Source organism: Halovulum marinum, from assembly GCF_009697225.1.
Taxonomy (GTDB): Bacteria; Pseudomonadota; Alphaproteobacteria; order Rhodobacterales; family Rhodobacteraceae; genus Halovulum; species Halovulum marinum.
Window position 1 is genome coordinate 402,372 of the sequence record NZ_WIND01000002.1, and the last position, 22,315, is coordinate 424,686.

Here is a 22,315-nt window from a genome sequence, read left to right on the forward strand (position 1 = left end):
CCCGCGTGAAATTTGTCACGAGGGGTTTCGGCTTGGCAATGTTCTTTGCCCCTGTTTAAGGTCCCGCCCCAGCCGTAGGAGGTACTTTCGTGTCGGATTATGATTCCTTTCTCGACGAGGTGACCGAAGAGGTACGCCGCGACCGGATGATCGGATTTTTGCGCCGCAACGCGATCTGGATCGCGGCGGCGGTGATTCTGATCGTCGGCGGCGCGTCGGCATGGGAGTGGCGCAAGGCGCAGGCCCGGGCCGAGGCCGAGGCCCGCGGCGCCGCGCTGTGGGCCGCGCTGGAGGCGGAGGATCCCGCCGCGCAGGCGGCCGCGCTGGACGGTATCGACATGGCCGGCAGCGGCGATGGCGCCGCGCTGCTGGCGCTGCACCGGGCCGCGATCGCCACCCAGGCCGACGACCGCGAGGCCGCGGTCGCGGCGCTGCGCGAGGTCGCCGGCCGCGCCGACGTGTCGCCGGCGCTGCGCGACGTGGCGCGGCTGAAGCTGGTCGGCGCCGGCCACGGCATCGTCGACGCCGAGGAGCGGCTGGACATCCTGCAGCAGCTGACCGCCGAGGGCCACGCGCTGCGGGCGCTGGCGCTGGAACAGCAGGCCCTGATCCGCCTGGAGCAGGGCGACGTGCCCGGCGCCGTGGCCGATTTCCGCGCCATCGGCGAGGATCCGCGCGCCGGGGCCGACGTGCGCGACCGGGCGCAGCGCCTGGTGGTGGTGCTGGGCGGTGACGAGGTGCGCGAGGATGGATGACCTGATGCACCGCCGCCGCCCGCGCCTGCTGCCCGCCGCCGCCCTGGCCGCACTGCTGGCGCTGGCCGCCTGCACCGAGAAGGAATTCATCCTGCCCGGCGAGCGCGAGGGCATCCGCCCGCCCGAGGCCGCTGTCGATATCCAGGGCGCGCCGCCGCCGCTGCGCCTGCCGGCCAGCCGGGCGAACGCCGACTGGACGCATCTGAACGGCGATCCGACCCATCTGTCGCCCGCCGTCGCCCTGTCGGGTGCGCCGCGGGTGCTGTGGACCGCCGACATCGGCGAGGGCTCGGCCAAGCGCCAGCGGCTGTCGGCGGCGCCCGTGGTCGCCAACGGGGTGGTCTACACCATGGACGTGGCCTCGGTGGTGACCGCGGTCTCGACCTCGGGGCGGGTGCTGTGGCGCAGCGCGCTGGCCCCGCCGCGCGAGCGCCCGACCGAGGGCTTCGGCGGCGGGCTGGCCGCCGGCGACGGCGCGCTGGTCGTCACCACCGGCTATGGCGAGGTGCTGCGGCTGGACCCGGCCGGCGGCGCGGTGCAGTGGCGCACGGCGGTCGAGGGCCCGGTGCGGGCTGCGCCGACGCTGGCCGATGGCCGGGCGATGGTCGTCGCCCGCGGCGACCTGGCCTATGGCATCGACCTGCAGACCGGCGCGATCGACTGGCGGCTGCAGGGTCTGGGCGAGGGCGCGGGGCTGTACGGCGGCGCCAGCCCGGCGGTGCGCGGCCCGGTGGTGATCTTCCCGTTCGTCACCGGCGAGGTGCGCGCGGCGCTGGTGCGCAACGGGCTGACCGTGTGGTCGGCGTCGATCACCGGCGGGCGCCGCGACGAGGTGCGCTCGCTGATCAAGGACATCTCGGGCGATCCGGTGATCGACTTCGACGTGGTCTACGCCGCCAACCAGGCCGGCCGCCTGGTGGCGCTGGACCGGCGCAACGGCGAGCGCATCTGGACGCAGCAGGACGGCTCGTACGGGCCGGCGCTGCCGGTGGGCGACTCGGTGTTCCTGGTCACCGACGCCGCCGAGGTGATCCGCGTCGCCGCCAGCGACGGCCGGGTGCTGTGGCGCCAGCCGATGCCCGAATGGATCGACCCGGCGCGGCGCAAGCGCGCGGTGCCGCACTTCGGCCCGCTGCTGGCCGGCGGCCGGCTGATCGTCGCCTCGGGCGACGGCGTGCTGCGCAGCTTCGATCCGACCAGCGGCCGGCCGCTGGGGCAGGTGGCGCTGCCGGGGCCGGCGGCGGCGCATCCGGCGATCGCGGGCGGCGTGCTCTACGTCGTCACCGGGGACGGTCGGCTGGTGGCGCTGGGCTGAGGCTTTCCCTTGCGCCGGTTCGGGTGTAAGCCCCCGGCTTCTGGCATCGAGGGAGACCCGCAATGGGGTTCACTGTCGCGATCGTGGGCCGGCCGAACGTCGGCAAGTCCACGCTGTTCAACCGGCTGGTCGGCAAGCGCCTGGCGCTGGTCGACGACCAGCCGGGCGTGACCCGCGACCTGCGCGAGGGCGCCGCGCGGCTGGCCGACCTGCGCTTCACCGTGATCGACACCGCCGGGCTGGAGGACGCCACCGACGACAGCCTGCAGGGCCGGATGCGGCGGCTGACCGAGCGCGCCGTGGGCCTCGCCGACGTCTGCCTGTTCCTGGTCGACGCCCGCGCCGGGATCACCGCGCTGGACCAGGCGCTGGCCGACCTGCTGCGTCGCGCCGGCGCCGAGGTGATCCTGGTCGCCAACAAGGCCGAGGGGCAGGCCGGCTCGGGCGGGACCTGGGACGCCTTCGGTCTGGGCCTGGGCGAGCCGGTGGCGGTGTCCGCCGAGCACGGCGAGGGGATGCAGGAGCTTTACACCCGGCTGGCGCCGCTGGTCGACGCCGCCGAGGAAGCGGCGCAGGCGGTGCAGGTCGAGGCCGAGACCGACGTCACCCTGGACGAGGACGCGCAGGACGAGGCCCGGCCCGGCCCGCGACCCGGCAAGCCGGTGCAGATCGCCGTGGTCGGCCGCCCGAACGCCGGCAAGTCGACGCTGATCAACCGTATCCTGGGCGAGGACCGGCTTCTGACCGGTCCCGAGGCCGGGATCACCCGCGACTCGATTTCGGTCGAGATCGACTGGGGCGGGCAGCCGATGCGGGTGTTCGACACCGCCGGCATGCGCAAGAAGGCGCGGGTGCAGGAGAAGCTGGAGAAGCTGTCGGTGGCCGACGGCCTGCGCGCGGTGAAGTTCGCCGAGGTGGTGGTGCTGGTGGTGGACGTGACCTCGCCGTTCGACCAGCAGGACCTGCGCATCGCCGACCTGGCCGAGCGCGAGGGCCGCGCGGTGGTGGTCGCGGTCAACAAGTGGGACCTGGAGACCGACAAGTCGAACCGGGCGCGCGAGTTGCGCGAGGCGTTCGGGCGGCTGCTGCCGCAGCTGTCGGGCGCGCCGCTGGTGCTGGTCTCGGGGCTGACCGGGCAGGGCATGGACAAGCTGCGCGAGGCGATCCTGTCGGCTTACGGGGTGTGGAACGCGCGAATCCCGACCGCGAGGCTGAACACCTGGCTGGCGGGCGAGGTCGCGGCGCATCCGCCGCCGGCGCCGGGCGGGCGGCGGATCAAGCTGCGCTACATGACCCAGGCCAAGACCCGGCCGCCTGGGTTCGTCGTCTTCGCCTCGATCCCCGAGGCGGTGCCGGAAGCCTACAGGCGGTTCCTGGTCAACGGGCTGCGGCGCGATTTCGACCTGCCCGGCACGCCGATCCGGCTGCACCTGCGCGGCGGCGCCAATCCCTACGAGGGCAAGAAGCCGCGCAAGAAGACCAAGCTGGACAAACACCGGAAGCGGTGAGCCAGCGGAGGCGCTGGCGCGCCGGGGTCTTTTCCCCCCGCCGCCGGCTTGCGCCGCCGGCGGGGCCCGTGGCGCGCGCGGCCGGCGCGGCCCTCGATCCGCGGCGCGGCTCAGAGCAGAGAGAGCAGGCGTTCGGCCTCGTCGGCGGGGGCGGCGAGAACGCCGCGGTCCTCGCCCGGGAAGAACCGGGCGCGCAGGCCGGTGGGCATCGGCGCCGGGCGGAACAGCGTGACTTTGGGGCCGATCCTTTCGCATTCCCGGCGCCAGCTTTCCGCGATCGCGCCGGCGGCGGCCTTGCTGGCGCCGTAGGCGCCGAAGAACGGCTCTCCGGCACGGTCGTCGATGGCGAACACCGCGTGCCCCGCCGGCGCGGCGCGCAGCAGCGGCGCACACATGAAGATCAGCCGCTGCGTGGCGCGCGCGTTCACCGCCATGCAGCGGTCGAGATCCTTCGCGGTGACGTGATCGGCCATGCTGAGGGGCGCTGCGTGCGCGGCGCAGTGCACCAGCAGGTCGAGCCGCCCCCAGCGGTCGTGGATCGCGCGGCACATGCGGGCCAGACCGTCGTCGTCGGTCACATCGAGCGGCACCAGCGTGCTGCTGCCGGGGGTTTCGTCGATCGCGTCGGCCAGCTCCTCGAGCGCGCCGGTGGTGCGGGCGAGGGCGACGACATGGGCGCCGCGGCGGGCGAGGCCGAGCGCGGTGGCGTGACCGAGGCCGCGCGTGGCGCCGGTGACGAGGGCGATGGTCTGGTCTGTCATGGCTGCGTCAGTCGGGATCCGTCAGGTGAGGTCTGAGGTCGTGTCCGGCGGCGCCGTAGAGATCCAGCAGCCGGTCGAAGGAGATGCCGTCGCGCTGCGCCTGGGCGAGCGGGTGGCCGGAGGACGCGTGAACCTCGAGCCGCGGGCGCTCGCCGGTCGGGCCGGGCAGCAGGTTGCAGGGCAGCGGCGCGTCGGTGTCCCAGCCGGGCAGGCGGTTAGCCAGCCAGGCGAAGCAGCCCGCGAAGCCCTGGCCGGCCAGCGCGGCCTCGAAACTGTCGGCGTGAACGCTGGCCCAGGGGCCGTAGGCGAAGGTTTCGTCCGTTCCCGGGATCGGCAGGATCAGCACCGTGCGGACGAAGCGGTCGTCCCCGAGGATGCAGGCGTCGGCGGTCAGCCGGTCCGCGTCCACCTCGAGTTCGGCGCGGTCGCCGCGCAGCCCGTGGGGCCAGGCCGCAGGGGCGCCGAAGCCGATGTCCATCGGGCCGGCGAAGCCGCGGCCGCAGCAGGCGCAGGTGTAGCCGGCGTCGGTGAACCGCCGCCAGCGCGGGTCCTGCGCCAGATCGCTCATGCGCTGCGTTTCAGCTGGAAGCCCCGTTCGATCATGTCCGCCGGGCTGACCGGATAGTCGCCCGAGAAGCAGGCGTCGCAGTACTGCGGCCTGGCGTCGTCGCGGCCGTTTTCCTCGCCCGCGGCGCGGTACAGCCCGTCGAGCGAGACGAAGCGCAGCGAATCGACGCCGAGATGGGCGCGCATCTGCTCTTCGGACATGGTCGAGGCGAGCAGCTTGTCCTTCTCGGGGGTGTCGACGCCGTAGAAGCAGGGCCACTGCGTCGGCGGGCTGGCGATGCGGAAATGCACTTCCCTGGCGCCGGCGTCGAGGATCATCTCCTTGATCTTGCGGCTGGTGGTGCCGCGCACCACCGAATCGTCGACCAGCACGATGCGCTTGCCCCTGATCAGCGCCCGGTTGACGTTCAGCTTCAGCCGCACGCCCATGTTACGGATGTGCTCGGCCGGTTCGATGAAGGTGCGTCCGACGTACTGGTTGCGGATGATTCCCATCGCGTAGGGAATGCCCGATTCCTGGCTGTAGCCGATCGCCGCCGGGGTGCCGCTGTCGGGCACCGGACAGACCAGGTCGGCCTCGACCGGGGCCTCGCGCGCCAGCTCCACGCCGATCCGGCGGCGGGTCTCGTAGACCGACTTGCCGCCGATCACACTGTCGGGGCGGGAGAAGTAGACATGCTCGAACACGCAGAACCGGGGGCGCTGCCGCTCGAAGGGAAAGAAGCTTTCGACGCCGTCGGCGGTGATGATGACCATCTCGCCGGGCTCGACCTCGCGCAGGAACTCGGCGCCGATGATGTCGAAGGCGCAGGTCTCCGAGGCCAGCGCGAAGCCGTCGCCGACCCGGCCCAGCATCAGCGGGCGCACGCCCAGCGGGTCGCGCACGCCGATCAGCTTGGACCGGGTCATGGCGACGATCGAGAACGCCCCCTCGACCCGGCGCAGCGCGTCCTTGATCCGCTCGGGGATGTTGCTCTGGATCGAGCGCGCCATCAGGTGGATGATGCATTCGGTGTCCGAGGAGGACTGGAAGATCGAGCCGCGCTCGATCAGTTCGCGCTTCAGCGCCACCGCGTTGGTGATGTTGCCGTTGTGGGCGATGGCGCAGCCGCCCATCGCGAACTCGGCGAACAGCGGCTGCACGTCGCGGATCTGGGTCTGGCCCTTGGAGCCGGCGGTGGAATAGCGCACGTGGCCGATGCCGAGGCTGCCGGGCAGCGTCTCGATGACGCTGGCCTTGGTGAAACTGTCGCGCACATAGCCGAAACGCCGGGCCGAAGCAAACCCGACCTCGGGGGCATAGGTGACGATGCCGCCCGCCTCCTGGCCGCGGTGCTGGAGGGCGTGCAGGCCCAGCGCCACGAACTGGGCCGCGTCGACGACGCCGATCACGCCGAAGATGCCGCACTCCTCGCGCAGCTTGTCGTCGTCGAAGGGATGGCTGAGAAGCCGGGCGTCGTCGGGCATGTCCACTCCGCAAAACGCGTTCGGGCGCCGATATAGGCGCCCGACACGGGATTGTCACGAGGGCGTTGCGGCCTTATTGGCCGGCGCCGTCATTTTCCGCCGGGGTTTCCGGTGTATCGGCGCTGTCCAGCGGCTCGCCGCCGCAGGGGCGCGTCAGTTCGGCGTAACGATCGGCGATCCAGGTCGGCGCGTCCTCGGGCAACTGTTCGGCCAGGTCGGTCTGCGCCTGGGCGAGGATCTCGACCGAGCGGCTGTTCTCGACCATCGCGATGCCCTCGCCCTCGGCGATCAGCTGATCATAGACGATCAGCGCGACGATCACCAGCAGCGCGCCGCGGGCGATCCCGAACAGAAAGCCCAGCCCCTGGTCCACCGGCCCCAGCGCAGAATTCTGCACCGCGCCCGAGATCAGCGGCGTGAAGATCGACACCACGATCAGCGCGCCGACGAAGACGATGCCGAAGGCGGCGATCATGCCCAGCTCGCAGTTCTCGCCGATGACGTCGCTGACCACCGGGATCTCGGCCATCAGCGGCTCGACGTCCGGGGCGAAGATGAAGGCGGCGATCGCGGCCGCGACCCAGCCGACGATCGACAGGATCTCGCGTATGAAGCCGCGGGAATAGGCCAGTAGGGCCGACACGGCGAGCACAAGCAGCACGCCGCCGTCGACCAGCGTAAATCCTTCCATCCTTCGTCCCCTCAGCGCGTGTTTTCGGGTTCTATGGCACCAAACGTGCTTTCGATAAAGCCCCTAAGACTTTCCGATTGCTGTATCTTCAGCGGTGTGGCTTCCAGGAACTTCAGCCCCGATGGGGTGAAGGCCTGGGCAAATCCGAGTTTGTGCGCCTCGCGCAGGCGGGCATCGGCCTGGGAGACCGGGCGCAGCCCGCCCGACAGGCTGATCTCGCCGAACACGGCGGCGTCGGACGGCAGGGCGTGGTCCTCGCGCGCCGAGACCAGCGCCGCGGCGACCGCGAGGTCGGCGGCGGGCTCGCCGATGCGCAGCCCGCCGGCGACGTTGAGATAGACGTCGAAGCCGGCGAAGGCGATGCCGCAGCGGGCCTCGAGCACCGCCAGGATCATCGCCAGCCGGGCGCCGTCCCAGCCCACCACAGACCGGCGCGGCGTGGCCAGCGGCGAGGCGGCGACCAGGGCCTGGATCTCGACCAGCACCGGGCGGGTGCCCTCGATCCCGGCGAACACCACCGCACCGGGGGTGCGGGTCTCGCGGTCGGACAGGAACAGCTCGGACGGGTTGGCGACCTCGGCCAGGCCGCGGCCGGTCATCTCGAACACGCCGATCTCGTCCGCCGGGCCGAAGCGGTTCTTGACCGCGCGCAGGATGCGGAACTGGTGGCCGCGCTCGCCCTCGAAATAGAGCACGGTGTCGACCATGTGCTCGACCACCCGCGGGCCGGCGATCTGGCCATCCTTGGTGACGTGGCCGACGAGGATCACGCTGACCCCGCGGCGCTTGGCGAAGCTGGTCAGATCGTGCGCCGCGGCGCGGACCTGGGACACCGAGCCGGGGGCCGAGCCGACCTGGTCGGACCACATGGTCTGGATCGAATCGATGATCGCCAGCGTCGGCCGGGTCTTGTCGAGCGTGGCGATGATGTCGCGCAGGTTGGTTTCGGCCGCCAGCTGCAGCGGTGCGTCGGCCAGCCCGAGGCGCCCCGCGCGCATCCGCACCTGGGCGGCGGCCTCCTCGCCGGTGATGTAGACGACCTGCGCCCCGCCGCGGGCGAAATCGGCGGCGGCCTGCAGAAGCAGGGTCGACTTGCCGATCCCCGGATCGCCGCCGACCAGGATCGCCGAGGCCGGCACCAGCCCGCCGCCCAGCACCCGGTTCAGCTCGTCGATGCCCGAGACCCGGCGTTCCAGCGGCCGCTCTTCGGCGGACAGCGGGCCGAGATCGATCACCCGGCCGCCGGTGGTGCGTCGCGGCCCGCTGTCCAGCGGCGCGTCCTCGACGATGGTGTTCCAGGCGCCGCAGGCATCGCAGCGCCCGGCCCATTTCTGGTGCGCGGCGCCGCAGGCATTGCAGGTGAAGCGGGGTGGTCTTGCCATCCGTCCGGGTCTATCCGCCGAACGGCAGGCGGGCAAGCAGCGCCGCGCCGAACAGCAGCTGGAACGCGGGTAACAGCCGGTTCCAGCCGCGCTCGAGCGCCAGCGCGGCCAGCGCCGCGAGGCACAGCAGCGCGCCGGCGGCCTGCGCCGCGCCCCACCAGCCGAGCGACAGGCACGCCATCGCCGCCAGCGTCAGCGCCGCGGCGGCGGCGTGCGCCAGGCGCAGCCGGCCCGCCGCGCGGTAGATCTGAACCGCCGAGAACAGCGTCGCGGCGAAGATCCCCGCCGCCACCAGGATGCCGATCAGCAGCTGGATCACCTGGTCCATGCCGCCGCCCGTGTCAGGTGGGTGACGGCCATCGAGACCAGCACGCAGGCGGTGAACAGCCACAGGCCCCAGGCGGTCTCGACCCGGCCGACGCCGACGCCGCGGGCCAGCACGATGTAGACCGCGACCAGGAACACGTCGGCCATGGCGAGCTTGGACAGCGCGCCGAGCACCGGAAGGCCGCGCGGGCCGAGCGCGCCGAAGTGGATCAGCGCCAGCCAGGCGGTCTTGGCCGCCGGCGCCGCCACCGCCAGCAGCGCCACCAGCGCGGCCAGCGCGCGGTCCTCGCCCCAGAGCGCACGGATGCCGGTGAGCACCGAGATCTCGTCCAGGCCGAACAGCGGCAGCAGCCCGGCGCGCGCCAGAGGCGCGACCCAGGATACCGGGAACAGGACCAGCAGCGCGAGGTTCGTCCAGCGCAGCACCTGCCGGCCGGCGCCGCGGGGGCGGCGTCCGCCGGGGGCATCGAGCCCCCGCCGCCCGCCCGGCGCCGCGATCTGCGATCCCGCGCCGGCGGCGCCCGGGGCGGCGGAAGGTGCGCGCGGGGCCGGCATCGGCCTAGCGCACGGCCTCGATCGGGCCCTCGGCGCTGCCGGTGATGAACTGGGTGAGATAGGGATCGCCCGAGGTTTCCATCTCGCCGACCGGGCCGGTCCAGCGCACCTTGCCGTCGTGCAGCATCGCCACCTTGTCGGCGATCGCCCGCACCGAGCTCATGTCGTGGGTGATGGTGACGGCGGTGGCGCCGATCTCGACCACGATCTCGCGGATCAGCTCGTTGATGACGCCGGACATGATCGGGTCGAGCCCGGTGGTCGGCTCGTCGAAGAAGATGATCTCGGGCTGCGCGGCGATGGCGCGGGCGAGGCCGACGCGTTTCTGCATGCCGCCCGACAGTTCGGCCGGGAACAGGTCGGCGACCTCGGGGTTCAGCCCGACGCGGCGCAGCTTCTCGATCGCGACCTCGCGCGCCTCGGCCCGCGGCATCTTCTGCTTGCCGCGCACCAGCCGGAAGCCGACGTTCTGCCACACGGTCAGGCTGTCGAACAGCGCGCCGCCCTGGAACAGCATGCCGAACCGCGCCAGGAACGCGTCGCGGTCGCGGCCCGCCGGCGTGCCGTCGATCAGGATCCGCCCGGCGTCGGGATGCACCAGCCCCAGCACGCACTTGATCGTCACCGACTTGCCGGTGCCCGAGCCGCCGATGATCACCATGCTCTCGCCCGGGGCGACGTCCAGCGTCACCCCGCGCAGCACCTGTTTCGGGCCGAACGACTTGTGCACGTCCTGGAGCGAGATCTTGGGAGTGGTCATGCGGAGAAGAACACCTCGGTCAGCACGTAGTTGGCGGCGAGGATCAGGATCGAGGCGGTGACCACGGCGTTGGTCGTCGCCTGGCCCACGCCCTGTGCGCCGCGGCCCGAATTGTAGCCGTGATAGCAGCCCATCACCGCGACGATGAAGCCGAACACGGCGGCCTTGACCAGCCCCGAGAGCACGTCCCACACCTCGAGGAAGTCCACCGTCACCTTGATGTAGTTCGCGCCCGAGAAATCCAGCCGCGTCACGCCCACGGCATAGCCGCCGAGAATGCCGATCAGATCGCCCACCAGCACCAGCGCCGGCAGCGTCAGCGTCGCCGCCAGCACCCGCGGCACCACCAGGTACTTGATCGGGTTGGTCGACAGCGTGGTCAGCGCGTCGATCTGCTCGGTGACCCGCATGGTGCCAAGCTCGGCGGCGATCGAGGCCGAGACCCGGCCGGCGACCATCAGCCCGCCCAGCACTGGGCCCAGCTCGCGCACCATGCCGATGGCGACGATCGACGGCACAACCGACTCGGCGCTGAAGCGCGCGCCGCCGGCGTAGATCTGCAGCGCCAGCGCACCGCCGGTGAACAGCGTGGTCAGGCCGACCACCGGCAGCGAGAAGTAGCCGATCCGCAGCATCTGCAGGCCAAGTTCGCGCACATAGAGCGGCGGGCGGAACAGGTGCGAGAGCGTCAGCAGGATGAACAGCACGATGCGGCCGACCGAGCGGCACAGCTCGATCACCGAGCGGCCGATCGAGGCCAGGATGTCGTCGATGATGCCGATCACCGCCATGGATGAGCCTTCCGCCTGTTCACGCCGCGCCCTTGTAGACGCGATCGAAGCGCGGGCCAAGGCTGGTCAGCACCTCGTAGCCGATGGTCCCGGCGGCCTCGGCGACGGCATCGATGCCCTGATGCGGCCCCAGCAGCCGCAGGCTGTCGGGATCGGCGTCCAGGTGCGTCACGTCGACGGTCACCAGATCCATCGACACGCGGCCGACGCCGGGGCAGGGCACGTCGCCCGCCCAGTAGCTGACGCCGCGGCCCAGCGCCCGGTGCAGCCCGTCGGCGTAGCCGGCCGCCAGCGTGGCGATCCGCCGCGGCGCGGGCGCCCGCCAGGTCGCGCCGTAGCCGACGCTTTCGCCCGGCTGCACCTCGCGCACCTGGATCACCGGCAGGTCCAGCGCGAGCACCGGGCGCGCGGCCGCGAACGGCAGCCCGCCGTAAAGGCCGATGCCGGGCCGGGTCAGGTCGAACCGGAAGTCGCGGCCCATCACCGTGCCGCCGGTGGCGGCCAGCGACAGCGGCACGTCCCGGAAACTTCCGGCCATGCCGCGGAACGCGGCCAGCTGCGCGGCGTTCTGCGGGTGATCGGGCGTGTCGGCGCAGGCGAGATGGCTCATCACCAGCCGCAGGTCGAGCCCTGCCAGATCGAGCGCGGCAAGCTCGGCCGGCTCCAGCCCGAGGCGGTTCATGCCGCTGTCCAGTTGCAGCCCGCAGGGGGCGCCGGGGCAGGCGGCGCGGAACGCCGCCACCTGTGCCGGGCTGTTCAGCAGTGGCCGGGCGTCGGCGGCGGACAGGGCCTGCGCGTCGCCGGGCATGATCCCGCCGAACACCCAGATCACCGGCCCCGGACCCAGCGCCGCGCGCAGCGCGACGGCTTCCTGCGCGAGGGCGACGAAGAAGCTGCGCGCCCCCGCCGCCGCCAGCACAGGGGCGACCCGTGCCACGCCGAGCCCGTAGGCATCGGCCTTGACGACCGCGCCGGTCTGGCAGCCGGGGCCGGAAAGCGCGTCCAGCGCGGTCCAGTTCGCGGCGATCGCCGAGAGGTCGATGGTCAGGGTTCCTGCGGGCACGTCGGGCGGTCCCAAGATCGTTTCTTGCTGCTCGGGCGGCAGTGTGCGGGTTTGCGGCGCGCGCGCAAGGCGCGATTTTGACGTCGCGGGGCAGCGGGCCGCTTTGCCGTCGGTGCGGACCGGGGTAACCTGATGTGGGCGATGCTGCGCCTGCGGTGCAGGCCGGGAATGAGGGCGATCGGCGTCGCCCGGATCGTCCATCGTCAGCCCGGCGTGCGCGTTCGGGGCGGTTGACCCGGGGTGCGGCCGTGCCAGCTTTCCGGTGGCCGAACAAAGGGAGGGGAGCGATGCAGGACAAGTCGGCGGAGGTCGGAATGACGGTCCGGGTCACCGGGCGCGTGCAGGGCGTCGCCTATCGCGCCTGGCTTTGCGACCGGGCGCAGGCATCGCAGGTGCGGGGCTGGGTGCGGAACGAGTCCGACGGCACCGTGTCGGCGCTGCTGGTCGGGGCCGAGAACGCCGTGACGGCGCTGATCGCCGAGATGGAGCGGGGACCGGGCGCCGCCGAGGTCGCGGAAGTGCTGGCGGAACCGGCGGAGATCTTCGAGCCGCAGACCGGATTCAATGTCGTGCAATGACCGGGCCGGCGGTGCGATGCGCTGCTGCCTGGCCGACCGGAGAAGGTGTTTCGCGGTGAAACGCCCGGCCTCTCGGACGTTCCACCGCGAAACGGCTGCTCAACCGAAATCGTCCTCGCCGCTGCCGTAACCGCGCGCCAGATTGCCGAAGCGGGTAAACCGTCCCTCGAACGACAGCTCGACCGTGCCGATGGGGCCGTGGCGCTGCTTGCCGATCACCACCTCGGCCTTGCCGTGCAGGCGGCTCATCTCTTCCTGCCACTTCATCATCGCCTCGACGTTATGTTCGCCGGGCTTCTCGCGCTCCTTGTAGTATTCCTCGCGGAACACGAACATCACCACGTCGGCGTCCTGCTCGATCGAGCCCGACTCGCGCAGGTCCGACAGCTGCGGGCGCTTGTCCTCGCGGTTCTCGACCTGGCGCGACAGCTGCGAGAGCGCGATCACCGGGATGTTCAGCTCCTTGGCGATCGCCTTCAGGCCCTGGGTGATCTCGGAGACCTCGTTGACGCGGCCCTCGGTCCTGGACGAGGCCGGGCGCACCAGTTGCAGGTAGTCGACGATCAGCACGTCCAGCCCGTGCTGGCGCTTCAGCCGGCGGGCGCGGGCGGCGAGCTGGCTGATCGGCAGCGCCGGCGTGTCGTCGATGAACAGCGGGCAGGTTTCCAGCGACTTCGCCGCCTCGACGAAGCGGCGGAACTCGTCCTCGGTCAGCGCGCCCTTGCGGATTGCGTCCGACGGCACCTCGGCGGCCTCGGACAGGATGCGCGCGGCCAGCTGTTCGGCCGACATCTCGAGCGAGTAGAAGCCGACCACGCCGCCCTCGATGGTGCCTTCGGAGCCGTCCGGCTTGCGGCCCTTCTTCCATGCCTTGGCGATGTTGAAGGCGATGTTGGTGGCCAGCGAGGTCTTGCCCATCGACGGCCGCCCGGCGAGGATCAGAAGGTCCGACGGGTGCAGACCGCCCAGCTTCCTGTCCATGTCGATCAGCCCGGTCGAGATGCCGGCGAGCCCGCCGTCGCGCTGGTAGGCGGCGTTGGCGACGTTCACCGCCTCGGTCACCGCGCGCAGGAAGCTTTGGAAGCCGGACTCGACGTTGCCCTGCTCGCCCAGCTTGTACAGCTGCTGCTCGGCCTCGACGATCTGCTCGCGCGGCTCGCTGTCGGTGCGCACGGTGGCGGCCTTGAGGGTGATCTCCTCGCCCAGTTCCATCAGCTTCCGGCGAATCGCCAGATCGTAGATCAGCTGCGCGTAGTCGCGCGCGGCGAACACCGAGATCGCACTGGCGCCGAGCCGGACCAGGTAGGCGGGACCGCCCAGCTCGGCCAGGCCGGGGTCGTCCTCCATGAACGCTTTCAGCGTGACCGGCGAGGCGAGGGCGTTCTTCTGGATCCGGGCGGCCGCGATCTCGAAGATGCGGGCGTGCACCGGATCGTAGAAATGGGAATCGTTCACCACCGCGGCGATGCGGTCGTAGACCTCGTTGTTGACCAGAAGCGCGCCCAGAAGCGCCTGCTCGGCCTCGATGTTGTGAGGGACGGTGCGTTCCCGGGTGTCGACGCCGCCTGAGCCGTCTGCCATCTCTGCTCTCTTTCTGCCGACCCGTTGGGGGGCGGTCGGGTCCGCACGACATATCATGGAAGAAGTTATCCCCGGCATGTGAAAGTCGGGGATAACCGGGGTGGGCGAAGAAAAACGGCCCGCGCCGGGGCGCGGGCCGTTCAGGTTCCGGCGATCGGCGTGGCGTCAGCCGCGGTCGTCCGCGCCGCTGTCGCGCGCCTGATCCTCGGGCGTCTCGACGATGCCGACATCGTCGTCGTCCAGCGCCGCGGCGCCGACGTCGTCGAACAGCTCGGCGATGTCGAACTCGGCCGCGGCCTCTTCCTCGGCCTGCAGTTCCTGGATCGACTTGCCCGACGCCTGCAGCGCGGCCTCGTCCTGGCTGCGGGCGACGTTCACGGTGATCGTCACCTCGACCTCGGGGTGCAGCACGATCTGCGTCTCGTGCAGGCCCAGCTCCTTGACCGGACGGTCCTGGCGGACCTGGCCCCGGTCGACCGAGAAGCCGGCCTCGGTCGCGGCGTCGGCGATGTCGCGGGTGGTGACCGAGCCGTAGAGCGCGCCGGAGTCCGATGCCGAGCGAATAACGATGAAGGTCTGGCCGTCCAGTCGCTGGGCCAGCGCCTCGGCTTCCTTCTTCGTTTCGAGGTTGCGGACCTCGAGCTGGGCACGCTCGGCCTCGAAGCGCTTCATGTTCGCTTCGGTGGCGCGCAGAGCCTTGCCCTGCGGCAGCAGGAAGTTGCGCGCATAGCCGTGCTTGACGGAGACGACATCCCCCATCTGCCCGAGCTTGGCAACGCGTTCGAGAAGTACGACGTCCATGTCAGCTCCTCCTTATTTCACGGCGTAGGGCAGAAGCGCCAGAAAGCGGGCGCGCTTGATCGCACGGGCCAGCTCGCGCTGCTTCTTCGACGACACCGCGGTGATCCGCGACGGGACGATCTTGCCCCGCTCGGAGATGTAACGCTGCAGCAGCTTGACGTCCTTGTAGTCGATCGTCGGCGCGTTGGCACCGGAGAACGGGCAGGACTTGCGGCGGCGGAAAAACGGTTTGGCAGCCATTGTTTAGCTCTCCTTCGTTCAGTCGCGACGCGGACGGTCGCCACGGTCACCGCGATCGCCGCGGTCACCCCGGTCGCGGCCACGGCCACGCTCGTCCTTGGCGGCTTTCGCCTGCAGGACCACCGACGGGCCTTCCTCGTGCCCGTCGACCTTGATGGTCATGACGCGCATCACGTCGTCGTGCAGGCGCATCAGGCGCTCCATCTCGTGGACCGCGTCGGAAGGGGCGTCCGAGCGCACGAACGCGTAGTGGCCCTTGCGGTTCTTGTTGATCTTGTAGGCCATGGTCTTGAGGCCCCAGTACTCGGTGCCGACGACCTTGCCACCCTGGTCAGAGAGGACCTGGCCGAAGTGCTCGATGAGGCCTTCGGCCTGCGCGTTGGACAGATCCTGACGCGCGATGAAGACGTGCTCGTAGAGAGCCATTCTTGTCACCATTTTCAGGCGCGCTTCAAAATGCCGGCTTGCGCGACCTCCGGGCCGGCATACGAGGGGCGACGCGGGTTCAGTGCTTCGGAGGTCCGCGGGTTCTACGCCAATCGGCACGAATTGCAAGGCCGATGCGCGGCGGATCGCTGGACGCGCCGGGCCTGCCGCGCTAGACGGGTCATTCAACGCAAGACGGAGCAAGGAATGACGCGCGCGTTTCTGTTTCCGGGCCAGGGCGCCCAGACCATCGGCATGGGCAAGGACCTGGCCGAAGCCTATCCGGCCGCGAAGGCGGTGTTCGACGAGGTCGACGCGGCCCTTGGTGAAAAGCTGTCCGCCCTGATCTGGGATGGCGACATCGAGACGCTGACGCTGACCGCGAACGCGCAGCCGGCGCTGATGGCGACATCGATCGCGGCGATGCGCGCGCTGGAGGCCGAGGGCGTCGGCGTGGAAAGCGCCGCCTTCGTCGCCGGGCACTCGCTGGGCGAGTACTCGGCGCTGTGCGCCGCCGGCGCGCTGAGCCTGGCCGATACCGCGCGGCTGCTGCGGGTCCGCGGCAAGGCGATGCAGGAAGCGGTGCCGGTGGGCGAGGGCGCGATGGCCGCGATCCTCGGGCTGGACCTGGCCGGGGTGAAGGCGCTGGCCGAGGCGGCCGCGGAAGGCCAGGTCCTGAGCGCCGCGAACGACAACGACCCGTCGCAGGTGGTGATCTCGGGGCATCGCGAGGCGGTCGAGCGGGCCGTCGCCATGGCCAGGGACAAGGGCGCGAAGCGGGCGCTGATGCTGCCGGTCAGCGCGCCGTTCCATTGCGCGCTGATGCAGCCGGCAGCACACGTCATGGCGGAGGCGCTGAGCCACGCCGACATCCGCGATCCCAAGGTGCCGCTGGTCGCCAACGTCGCGGCGCACTCGGTCAGCGACGCGATGGTGATCCGCAACTACCTGGTGGACCAGGTCACCGGCCCGGTCCGCTGGCGCGAGAGCGTCGAGTGGATGGCGGCCAGGGGCGTCGACGAGTTCGTCGAGGTCGGCGCGGGTAAGGCACTGAGCGGCATGGTGCGCCGCATCGCCAAGGATGCGGCCGTGCGCGCGGTCAACACCGCTGCCGACGTGAAATCCATGGCAGGAGGCAACTGATGTTCGATCTTACCGGCAAGACGGCACTGGTCACCGGCGCCTCGGGCGGCATCGGCGGCGAGATCGCGCGGGCGCTGCACGCGCGGGGTGCGACGGTGGCGCTGTCGGGCACCCGCACCGAACCGCTGGAGGCGCTGGCCGCCGAACTGGGCGATCGCGTCCACGTGCTGCCCTGCAACCTGTCCGATGCGGCCGCCGTCGAGGCGCTGCCCAAGCAGGCGGTCGAGGCGATGGGCGCGCTGGACATCCTGGTGAACAACGCCGGCATCACCCGCGACAACCTGTTCATGCGCATGTCGGACGAGGAATGGGCGCAGGTGATCGAGGTGAACCTGACCTCGACCATGCGGCTGTGCCGGGGCGTGCTGCGCGGCATGATGAAGGCGCGCGCAGGCCGGATCGTCAACATCAGCTCGATCGTCGGCACCACCGGCAATCCGGGGCAGGGCAACTACGCCGCCTCCAAGGCCGGGATGGTGGGCATGTCGAAGTCGCTGGCCGCCGAGGTTGCCAGCCGCGGCATCACCGTGAACTGCATCGCGCCCGGGTTCATCACCACCGCGATGACCGACAAGCTGGGCGACGCGCAGAAGGAAAAACTGCTGGGCGCGATCCCGGCGGGCCGCATGGGCGAAAGCGGCGACATCGCTGCGGCGGTGGTCTATCTGGCGTCGGACGAGGCCGGATACGTGACCGGGCAGACACTGCATGTGAACGGCGGTATGGCAATGATTTGAGGCAGTTGCGTGCCGGATACGGCGGAGATACCAGCCCGTTTTCGCCGGCCGCATTTGCATTTGCCATCCACGGAGAGTGTGGTATAGCGCCCCGGTAATCGGCGGGGCCGGCTTAGACGGTCTTGCCCGTGGTGGTGCTGTGCCGCCGCGCGGTATAAGACCGCGATAGGGACTACAAATTGCGTGCCCGCGCAGAAGGGCCGGGATACATGAGGAAGAACCAATGAGCGACGTCGCAGAACGCGTTAAGAAAATTGTGGTCGAGCATCTGAGCGTCGACGAGGACAAGGTGACCGAGAGCGCCTCGTTCATCGACGACCTCGGCGCGGACAGCCTGGATACCGTCGAGCTGGTCATGGCCTTCGAGGAAGAGTTCGGGATCGAGATCCCCGATGACGCCGCCGAGACCATCCAGACCTTCGGCGACGCGGTGAAGTTCATCGAGAACGCCAACTGAGCGACGCCGACACCGGCCGTATCCTGAAGAGGGCGCCCTGCGGGGTGCCTTCTTGCATTAGGGCGCTACTTTATGGCGTCATCTCCCGTTCGCTTGCCGCTGCCGGCGCGCTCGGGTAAGCAGGACAAGCAGTCAAGAGAACGAACAGGAGCAGGCATGCGTCGTGTCGTGGTAACGGGCCTGGGGATGGTTTCGCCGCTGGCGGCCGGGGTCGAGGAGACCTGGTCGCGGCTGCTGGACGGGCGCAGCGCCGCCGGGACGATCAGGCAGTTCGATGCCGAGCACCTGGCGACCAACTATGCCTGCGAAGTGCCGCGCGGCGACGGGACCGACGGCACGTTCAACGCCGATGACTGGCTGTCCTCGAAGGATCAGCGCAAGGTCGATCCGTTCATCCTGTTCGGCATCGCCGCCGCCGAGATGGCGGTGCAGGACGCCGGGTGGGCGCCCGCGGACGATCGCGGGCAGGAGCGTACCGGCGTGCTGGTCGGCTCGGGCATCGGCGGGCTTGGCACGATCTACGAGAACGCCAAGACGCTGATGGAGAAGGGCCCGCGCCGGGTGTCGCCGTTCTTCGTGCCGGCGGCCCTGATCAACCTGGTCTCGGGGCAGATCTCGATCAAGTACGGCTTCCGCGGCCCGAACCATTCGGTGGTCACCGCCTGCGCCACCGGTGCGCACGCGATCGGCGACGCCGCGCGGCTGATCATGCTGGACGACGCCGACGTGATGATCGCCGGCGGCGCCGAGAGCGCGATCAACGAGCTGGGCATCGCCGGGTTCAACGCCTGCAAGGCGCTTTCGACCAAGCGGCGCGACGACCCGGCCCATGCCTCGCGTCCCTGGGACAAGGATCGCGACGGGTTCGTGATGGGCGAGGGTGCCGGCATCGTCGTGCTGGAGGAGTACGAGCACGCCAAGGCGCGGGGTGCGAAGATCTATGCCGAGGTCACCGGCTACGGCCTGTCGGGCGATGCCTACCATGTGACCGCCCCGGCCGCGGACGGCGATGGCGCCAAGCGCGCGATGCGGGCGGCGATGGCACGGGCGGCCGTGAACCCGGGCGACGTCCATTACGTCAACGCGCACGGCACCTCGACCATGGCCGACGTGATCGAACTGGCGGCGGTGACCGAGGTGATGGGCAACCACGCCGGCGAGCTGACGATGACCTCGACCAAGTCGTCGATCGGGCATCTTCTGGGCGCCGCCGGCGCGGTCGAGGCGATCTTCTGCATCCTCGCGTTGCGCGACCAGGTCGCGCCGCCGACGATCAACCTGGACGATCCCGCCGAGGAGACCGTGGTCGACCTGGCGCCGAAGGCGGCGCGCGAGCGCAAGATCGACATCGCCATGTCGAACTCGTTCGGCTTCGGCGGCACGAACGCGTCGCTGATCCTGTCCCGCGTCTGAGGAGAGCGCAATGGCGCGCCATCTGGCCGCGAACGGCATCACCCTTCTGATCGTGGCGCTTGTCGTTGCGATCGGCATGCTGGAATGGGGGCGGGGCCAGTTCGCCGGTCCCGGCCCGCTGACCGAGGACACCGTCGTCGAGGTGCCTTCGGGGGCCAACCTGAGCCGGGTCACCGACGAGCTGACCGAGGTTGGCGCGATCTCGCATCCCCTGGTGTTCCGGATCGCCGCGCGCATGCAGGGCGCGGATGAGGAGCTGAAGCTGGGCTGCTATGCGCTTCCGGCGCGCGCGACCATGGCCGAGATCCTGGAGCGGGTGACCACCGCCCGCGGCTCGCAGGCGTGCTATCAGGCGACGTTCGTGGTGAACAACCGCGGCACGCGCCTGCGGATCCGCGATGCCGCCGGGGGCACCGAGATCGAGACGGTCGAGCTGGACGAGGGCCTGCAGGCGGTCGACGCGGAACTGGACGCCGGCGGATCCGTGCAGATGCGCGTCTCGGTCGCCGAGGGCCTGACGGTTCGCGACATCCTGACCGGGCTGGCGCAGGTTCCCTATCTTTCGGGCGATGTGGCGGAGACACCGGCGGAGGGCATGCTGGCGCCGGACACCTACGAGTTCACGCGCGAGATGGAGCGGGCCCAGCTGGTGGCGCGGATGCAGACCGTGCAGGAGACCCGGCTGGCCGAGGCGTGGGAGAGTCGCGGAGAAGACCTGCCGGTGGACAGCCCGGAAGAATTGCTGACCCTCGCCTCGATCGTCGAGAAGGAAACCGGCGTCGCCGAAGAGCGCGGTCTGGTGGCGGCGGTGTTCGCGAACCGGCTGCAGCAGGGGATGCGCCTGCAGACCGACCCGACGATCATCTACGGCATCACCCGCGGCGGCGAGCCGATGGAGCGCGAGATCTCGCGCTCGGATATCGACGGGGTCACGGAACGGCAGCTGCATGGCGAGGTGCAGTACAACACCTACCAGATAGACGGTCTGCCGCCGGGGCCGATCGCGAATCCGGGGCGGGCGTCGCTGATGGCGGCCGCGGCGCCCGACGAGTCGCCCTACCTGTTCTTCGTCGCGGACGGCACCGGCGGCCATGCCTTCGCCGAGACGCTGGACGAGCACAACCGCAATGTCGCCAACTATCGCGCGCTGAACGCGGGGCAGTAGACGGAAATTCCGATGCAACCTGAAATTGCATCTTGACGAACCGTACGCTCTAGGGTATACCTCTAGGCACACTGGATGAATTGCGAACGCGGCCCCGGAAACGGGCGCCGCGTTTTCTTTTGGTCCGGTCGTTCACCACAGCAAATTGGATGACGCATGACCGAGGGGACGCTTTCCGAGGCGCTGCCGGACGGCGGTCGGCTGGGTGCCGCGCGCGCTGTCTACGGCCGCATCTTCCGGGCTTTGCAGGACTCGCTGAGTCGGCTGGAATCCGGCGAGGAGACCGCCGCCGAGGCGCGGCATCGGCAGGACCTTTTCCGGGCGCATATCAAGCAGTTGCAGTCCGTCTTTGAGATCGAGGGTTCAATTGACACGCTTGGCAATACCATCGCAGCGGGCCGGATCGATCTGGAGGCGGCTCGAAATGAAATCCGTGACCGACTTGCTCGGCTCCGCGAGCGCATCGCAGGTCGAGGAGTTTCTGGGCAGCCTGAGTGACAATGCCGTCGCGGCGCTGCCGTACCTGTTCGAGCACTGGGCGCATGTGAACCACCAGCTGCCCCCCGCGGGCGACTGGACCACCTGGGTGGTGCTGGGCGGACGCGGTGCCGGCAAGACCCGGACCGGGGCCGAATGGGTCCGCGCCCAGGTCGAGGGACCGGTGCCGGATGCGCCGGGCAAGGCGCGCCGGGTGGCGCTGGTCGGCCAGACCTATGACCAGGTGCGCGACGTGATGATCCAGGGCGACAGCGGCATCCTTGCCTGCTCGCCCCCCGACCGGCGGCCCGAGTGGCAGGCCAGCAAGCGCAAGCTGGTCTGGCCGAACGGGGCCGAGGCGCAGGGTTTCTCGGCCGCCGATCCCGAGGCGCTGAGAGGCCCGCAGTTCGATGCCGCCTGGTGCGACGAGCTGGCGAAATGGAAGAAGGCCGAAGAGGCCTGGGACATGCTGCAGTTCTGCCTGCGGCTGGGCGACGATCCGAGGCAGGTGGTCACCACCACGCCGCGCAACACGCAGATTCTGCGGGACCTGCTCGAAGAGCCGACCACGGTTCGGACGGCCGCTCCCACGGATGCGAACCGCGCGTGGCTGGCCGCAAGCTTCCTGGAGAAGATCACCGCCAAGTATCGCGGCAGTCGGCTGGGTCGGCAGGAGCTGGACGGCGAGTTGCTGAAGGACACCGAGGGCGCGTTCTGGACGCTGGACATGCTGGACGGCGGCCGGGTGCGCGAGGTGCCGCCGCTGGACCGGATCGTGCTGGCGATCGACCCGAACGTCAGCAAGGGCAAGAACGCCGACGCCTGCGGGATGGTCGTGGCCGGGGCTGTCACCAAGGGCGAGCCGGGCGACTGGAAGGTCTATGTCCTGCAAGATGCCTCGATCCGGGGCGCGGGGCCGAGCGAATGGGCCGGGCGCGCGCTGTCTGTGGCCGAGGACTGGAACGTGGACCGGGTCGTCGCCGAAGTGAACCAGGGCGGTGACCTGGTGGAACTGGTGCTGCGCGGGATCGACCCGAACGTGTCCTACGCCAAGCTTTACGCCAAGCGCGGGAAGTCGGTGCGGGCCGAGCCGGTGGCGGCGCTCTACGAGCAGGGCCGCGTGCATCATGTGGGCGGATTCCCCGAACTCGAGGACCAGATGACCCAGATGACGCGCACCGGCTACAAGGGGCAGGGCAGCCCCGACCGGCTGGATGCGCTGGTATGGGTGGTCTGGGAACTGGTGATCAACCAGATGTCCGACAGCGGCGGTCAGGCGCGGATCCGCACGCTTTAGGCCATATGCGGCGCCTTGCGGGCGGCGACCTTGCCCCTTGGGGCATTCACGAACAATT

At 70.4% G+C, this 22,315-nt stretch carries 25 protein-coding genes; 11 read left to right on the forward strand and 14 right to left on the reverse strand.

Features of this window, described 5'->3' with window-relative positions:
- Positions 1 to 89 precede the first annotated feature (89 nt).
- From GE300_RS04970 to der, 3 genes are all read left to right on the forward strand, one after another.
- Positions 90 to 755 carry a tetratricopeptide repeat protein gene (locus tag GE300_RS04970; protein ID WP_325063106.1) on the forward strand — a complete coding sequence of 222 codons (666 nt, stop codon included), beginning with the start codon at positions 90 to 92 and terminating at the stop codon, positions 753 to 755.
- On the forward strand, positions 748 to 2,070 hold the full coding sequence (locus tag GE300_RS04975; RefSeq protein WP_154445436.1) for an outer membrane protein assembly factor BamB family protein: 1,323 nt from the start codon (positions 748 to 750) through the stop codon (positions 2,068 to 2,070). Before GE300_RS04970 ends, GE300_RS04975 begins: the two co-directional genes overlap by 8 nt.
- Before the next feature lie 62 nt (positions 2,071 to 2,132).
- Positions 2,133 to 3,578: a ribosome biogenesis GTPase Der gene (der, locus tag GE300_RS04980; RefSeq protein ID WP_154445437.1), complete on the forward strand. Its 1,446-nt coding sequence runs from the start codon at positions 2,133 to 2,135 to the stop codon at positions 3,576 to 3,578.
- Between the two features lie 110 nt (positions 3,579 to 3,688).
- Here the strand turns inward: der and GE300_RS04985 are convergent, their stop codons facing one another.
- From GE300_RS04985 to alr, 10 genes are all read right to left on the reverse strand, one after another.
- On the reverse strand, positions 3,689 to 4,339 hold the full coding sequence (locus GE300_RS04985) for an SDR family NAD(P)-dependent oxidoreductase (protein WP_154445438.1): 651 nt from the start codon (positions 4,337 to 4,339) through the stop codon (positions 3,689 to 3,691).
- Between the two features lie 7 nt (positions 4,340 to 4,346).
- Positions 4,347 to 4,907, reverse strand: a complete 561-nt coding sequence (locus tag GE300_RS04990; protein WP_154445439.1) for a DUF2199 domain-containing protein — start codon at positions 4,905 to 4,907, stop codon at positions 4,347 to 4,349.
- Positions 4,904 to 6,373 (reverse strand): amidophosphoribosyltransferase, encoded by a 1,470-nt coding sequence (gene purF / locus GE300_RS04995; RefSeq protein ID WP_154445440.1) that lies wholly within the window; start codon positions 6,371 to 6,373, stop codon positions 4,904 to 4,906. Before purF ends, GE300_RS04990 begins: the two co-directional genes overlap by 4 nt.
- A gap of 73 nt (positions 6,374 to 6,446) precedes the next feature.
- On the reverse strand, positions 6,447 to 7,064 hold the full coding sequence (locus GE300_RS05000; RefSeq protein WP_154445441.1) for a CvpA family protein: 618 nt from the start codon (positions 7,062 to 7,064) through the stop codon (positions 6,447 to 6,449).
- Between the two features lie 11 nt (positions 7,065 to 7,075).
- On the reverse strand, positions 7,076 to 8,446 hold the full coding sequence (gene radA, locus GE300_RS05005) for a DNA repair protein RadA (protein ID WP_154445442.1): 1,371 nt from the start codon (positions 8,444 to 8,446) through the stop codon (positions 7,076 to 7,078).
- A 10-nt stretch (positions 8,447 to 8,456) separates the two neighbouring features.
- Positions 8,457 to 8,774 (reverse strand): hypothetical protein, encoded by a 318-nt coding sequence (locus GE300_RS05010; RefSeq protein WP_154445443.1) that lies wholly within the window; start codon positions 8,772 to 8,774, stop codon positions 8,457 to 8,459.
- Complete coding sequence (locus GE300_RS05015; RefSeq protein ID WP_325063107.1) at positions 8,762 to 9,199, reverse strand: paraquat-inducible protein A; 438 nt, start codon at positions 9,197 to 9,199, stop codon at positions 8,762 to 8,764. Before GE300_RS05015 ends, GE300_RS05010 begins: the two co-directional genes overlap by 13 nt.
- A gap of 133 nt (positions 9,200 to 9,332) precedes the next feature.
- Positions 9,333 to 10,088 (reverse strand): ABC transporter ATP-binding protein, encoded by a 756-nt coding sequence (locus GE300_RS05020; RefSeq protein WP_154445445.1) that lies wholly within the window; start codon positions 10,086 to 10,088, stop codon positions 9,333 to 9,335.
- Complete coding sequence (locus GE300_RS05025; protein ID WP_154445446.1) at positions 10,085 to 10,879, reverse strand: MlaE family ABC transporter permease; 795 nt, start codon at positions 10,877 to 10,879, stop codon at positions 10,085 to 10,087. The genes GE300_RS05020 and GE300_RS05025 overlap by 4 nt, the downstream gene beginning before the upstream one ends.
- 19 nt (positions 10,880 to 10,898) lie before the next feature.
- On the reverse strand, positions 10,899 to 11,942 hold the full coding sequence (gene alr, locus GE300_RS05030) for an alanine racemase (RefSeq protein WP_325063122.1): 1,044 nt from the start codon (positions 11,940 to 11,942) through the stop codon (positions 10,899 to 10,901).
- A gap of 287 nt (positions 11,943 to 12,229) precedes the next feature.
- On the opposite strand from alr, the gene GE300_RS05035 reads away from it, so the two are divergent.
- Entirely contained in the window at positions 12,230 to 12,520 is a 291-nt protein-coding gene (locus tag GE300_RS05035; protein WP_154445448.1) for an acylphosphatase, read from the forward strand.
- Between the two features lie 99 nt (positions 12,521 to 12,619).
- On the opposite strand, the gene GE300_RS05040 is transcribed toward GE300_RS05035, so the two are convergent.
- From GE300_RS05040 to rpsF, 4 genes are all read right to left on the reverse strand, one after another.
- Complete coding sequence (locus GE300_RS05040; protein ID WP_154445449.1) at positions 12,620 to 14,101, reverse strand: replicative DNA helicase; 1,482 nt, start codon at positions 14,099 to 14,101, stop codon at positions 12,620 to 12,622.
- Between the two features lie 165 nt (positions 14,102 to 14,266).
- Positions 14,267 to 14,902, reverse strand: a complete 636-nt coding sequence (rplI, locus tag GE300_RS05045) for a 50S ribosomal protein L9 (RefSeq protein ID WP_154445450.1) — start codon at positions 14,900 to 14,902, stop codon at positions 14,267 to 14,269.
- A 12-nt stretch (positions 14,903 to 14,914) separates the two neighbouring features.
- Positions 14,915 to 15,142 (reverse strand): 30S ribosomal protein S18, encoded by a 228-nt coding sequence (gene rpsR, locus GE300_RS05050; RefSeq protein ID WP_154445451.1) that lies wholly within the window; start codon positions 15,140 to 15,142, stop codon positions 14,915 to 14,917.
- Between the two features lie 18 nt (positions 15,143 to 15,160).
- Positions 15,161 to 15,568: a 30S ribosomal protein S6 gene (rpsF, locus tag GE300_RS05055; protein WP_154445452.1), complete on the reverse strand. Its 408-nt coding sequence runs from the start codon at positions 15,566 to 15,568 to the stop codon at positions 15,161 to 15,163.
- A 207-nt stretch (positions 15,569 to 15,775) separates the two neighbouring features.
- On the opposite strand from rpsF, the gene fabD reads away from it, so the two are divergent.
- From fabD to GE300_RS05090, 7 genes are all read left to right on the forward strand, one after another.
- Positions 15,776 to 16,711, forward strand: coding sequence for an ACP S-malonyltransferase (gene fabD, locus GE300_RS05060; RefSeq protein WP_154445453.1), 936 nt, complete (start codon positions 15,776 to 15,778; stop codon positions 16,709 to 16,711).
- Complete coding sequence (fabG, locus tag GE300_RS05065; protein WP_154445454.1) at positions 16,711 to 17,448, forward strand: 3-oxoacyl-[acyl-carrier-protein] reductase; 738 nt, start codon at positions 16,711 to 16,713, stop codon at positions 17,446 to 17,448. Before fabD ends, fabG begins: the two co-directional genes overlap by 1 nt.
- A 223-nt stretch (positions 17,449 to 17,671) precedes the next feature.
- Positions 17,672 to 17,905: an acyl carrier protein gene (locus GE300_RS05070; RefSeq protein WP_154445455.1), complete on the forward strand. Its 234-nt coding sequence runs from the start codon at positions 17,672 to 17,674 to the stop codon at positions 17,903 to 17,905.
- A gap of 156 nt (positions 17,906 to 18,061) precedes the next feature.
- Positions 18,062 to 19,318, forward strand: a complete 1,257-nt coding sequence (gene fabF / locus GE300_RS05075) for a beta-ketoacyl-ACP synthase II (RefSeq protein WP_154445456.1) — start codon at positions 18,062 to 18,064, stop codon at positions 19,316 to 19,318.
- Between the two features lie 10 nt (positions 19,319 to 19,328).
- On the forward strand, positions 19,329 to 20,483 hold the full coding sequence (gene mltG / locus GE300_RS05080; RefSeq protein ID WP_154445457.1) for an endolytic transglycosylase MltG: 1,155 nt from the start codon (positions 19,329 to 19,331) through the stop codon (positions 20,481 to 20,483).
- Between the two features lie 156 nt (positions 20,484 to 20,639).
- Positions 20,640 to 20,981: a hypothetical protein gene (locus GE300_RS05085; protein WP_154445458.1), complete on the forward strand. Its 342-nt coding sequence runs from the start codon at positions 20,640 to 20,642 to the stop codon at positions 20,979 to 20,981.
- Entirely contained in the window at positions 20,908 to 22,257 is a 1,350-nt protein-coding gene (locus GE300_RS05090; RefSeq protein WP_154445459.1) for a DNA-packaging protein, read from the forward strand. The genes GE300_RS05085 and GE300_RS05090 overlap by 74 nt, the downstream gene beginning before the upstream one ends.
- The last annotated feature ends 58 nt before the right edge of the window (positions 22,258 to 22,315 follow it).

Bases quoted from the DNA above. Each gene is read 5' to 3' on its own strand.
- GE300_RS04975 (WP_154445436.1), top strand. From the start codon at position 748: ATGGATGACCTGATGCACCGCCGCCGCCCGCGCCTGCTGCCCGCCGCC.
- der (WP_154445437.1), top strand. From the start codon at position 2,133: ATGGGGTTCACTGTCGCGATCGTGGGCCGGCCGAACGTCGGCAAGTCC.
- GE300_RS04985 (WP_154445438.1), bottom strand. From the start codon at position 4,339: ATGACAGACCAGACCATCGCCCTCGTCACCGGCGCCACGCGCGGCCTC.
- GE300_RS04990 (WP_154445439.1), bottom strand. From the start codon at position 4,907: ATGAGCGATCTGGCGCAGGACCCGCGCTGGCGGCGGTTCACCGACGCC.
- purF (WP_154445440.1), bottom strand. From the start codon at position 6,373: ATGCCCGACGACGCCCGGCTTCTCAGCCATCCCTTCGACGACGACAAG.
- GE300_RS05000 (WP_154445441.1), bottom strand. From the start codon at position 7,064: ATGGAAGGATTTACGCTGGTCGACGGCGGCGTGCTGCTTGTGCTCGCC.
- radA (WP_154445442.1), bottom strand. From the start codon at position 8,446: ATGGCAAGACCACCCCGCTTCACCTGCAATGCCTGCGGCGCCGCGCAC.
- GE300_RS05010 (WP_154445443.1), bottom strand. From the start codon at position 8,774: ATGGACCAGGTGATCCAGCTGCTGATCGGCATCCTGGTGGCGGCGGGG.
- GE300_RS05020 (WP_154445445.1), bottom strand. From the start codon at position 10,088: ATGACCACTCCCAAGATCTCGCTCCAGGACGTGCACAAGTCGTTCGGC.
- GE300_RS05025 (WP_154445446.1), bottom strand. From the start codon at position 10,879: ATGGCGGTGATCGGCATCATCGACGACATCCTGGCCTCGATCGGCCGC.
- GE300_RS05035 (WP_154445448.1), top strand. From the start codon at position 12,230: ATGCAGGACAAGTCGGCGGAGGTCGGAATGACGGTCCGGGTCACCGGG.
- GE300_RS05040 (WP_154445449.1), bottom strand. From the start codon at position 14,101: ATGGCAGACGGCTCAGGCGGCGTCGACACCCGGGAACGCACCGTCCCT.
- rplI (WP_154445450.1), bottom strand. From the start codon at position 14,902: ATGGACGTCGTACTTCTCGAACGCGTTGCCAAGCTCGGGCAGATGGGG.
- rpsR (WP_154445451.1), bottom strand. From the start codon at position 15,142: ATGGCTGCCAAACCGTTTTTCCGCCGCCGCAAGTCCTGCCCGTTCTCC.
- rpsF (WP_154445452.1), bottom strand. From the start codon at position 15,568: ATGGCTCTCTACGAGCACGTCTTCATCGCGCGTCAGGATCTGTCCAAC.
- fabD (WP_154445453.1), top strand. From the start codon at position 15,776: ATGACGCGCGCGTTTCTGTTTCCGGGCCAGGGCGCCCAGACCATCGGC.
- fabG (WP_154445454.1), top strand. From the start codon at position 16,711: ATGTTCGATCTTACCGGCAAGACGGCACTGGTCACCGGCGCCTCGGGC.
- GE300_RS05070 (WP_154445455.1), top strand. From the start codon at position 17,672: ATGAGCGACGTCGCAGAACGCGTTAAGAAAATTGTGGTCGAGCATCTG.
- fabF (WP_154445456.1), top strand. From the start codon at position 18,062: ATGCGTCGTGTCGTGGTAACGGGCCTGGGGATGGTTTCGCCGCTGGCG.
- mltG (WP_154445457.1), top strand. From the start codon at position 19,329: ATGGCGCGCCATCTGGCCGCGAACGGCATCACCCTTCTGATCGTGGCG.
- GE300_RS05085 (WP_154445458.1), top strand. From the start codon at position 20,640: ATGACCGAGGGGACGCTTTCCGAGGCGCTGCCGGACGGCGGTCGGCTG.
- GE300_RS05090 (WP_154445459.1), top strand. From the start codon at position 20,908: ATGAAATCCGTGACCGACTTGCTCGGCTCCGCGAGCGCATCGCAGGTC.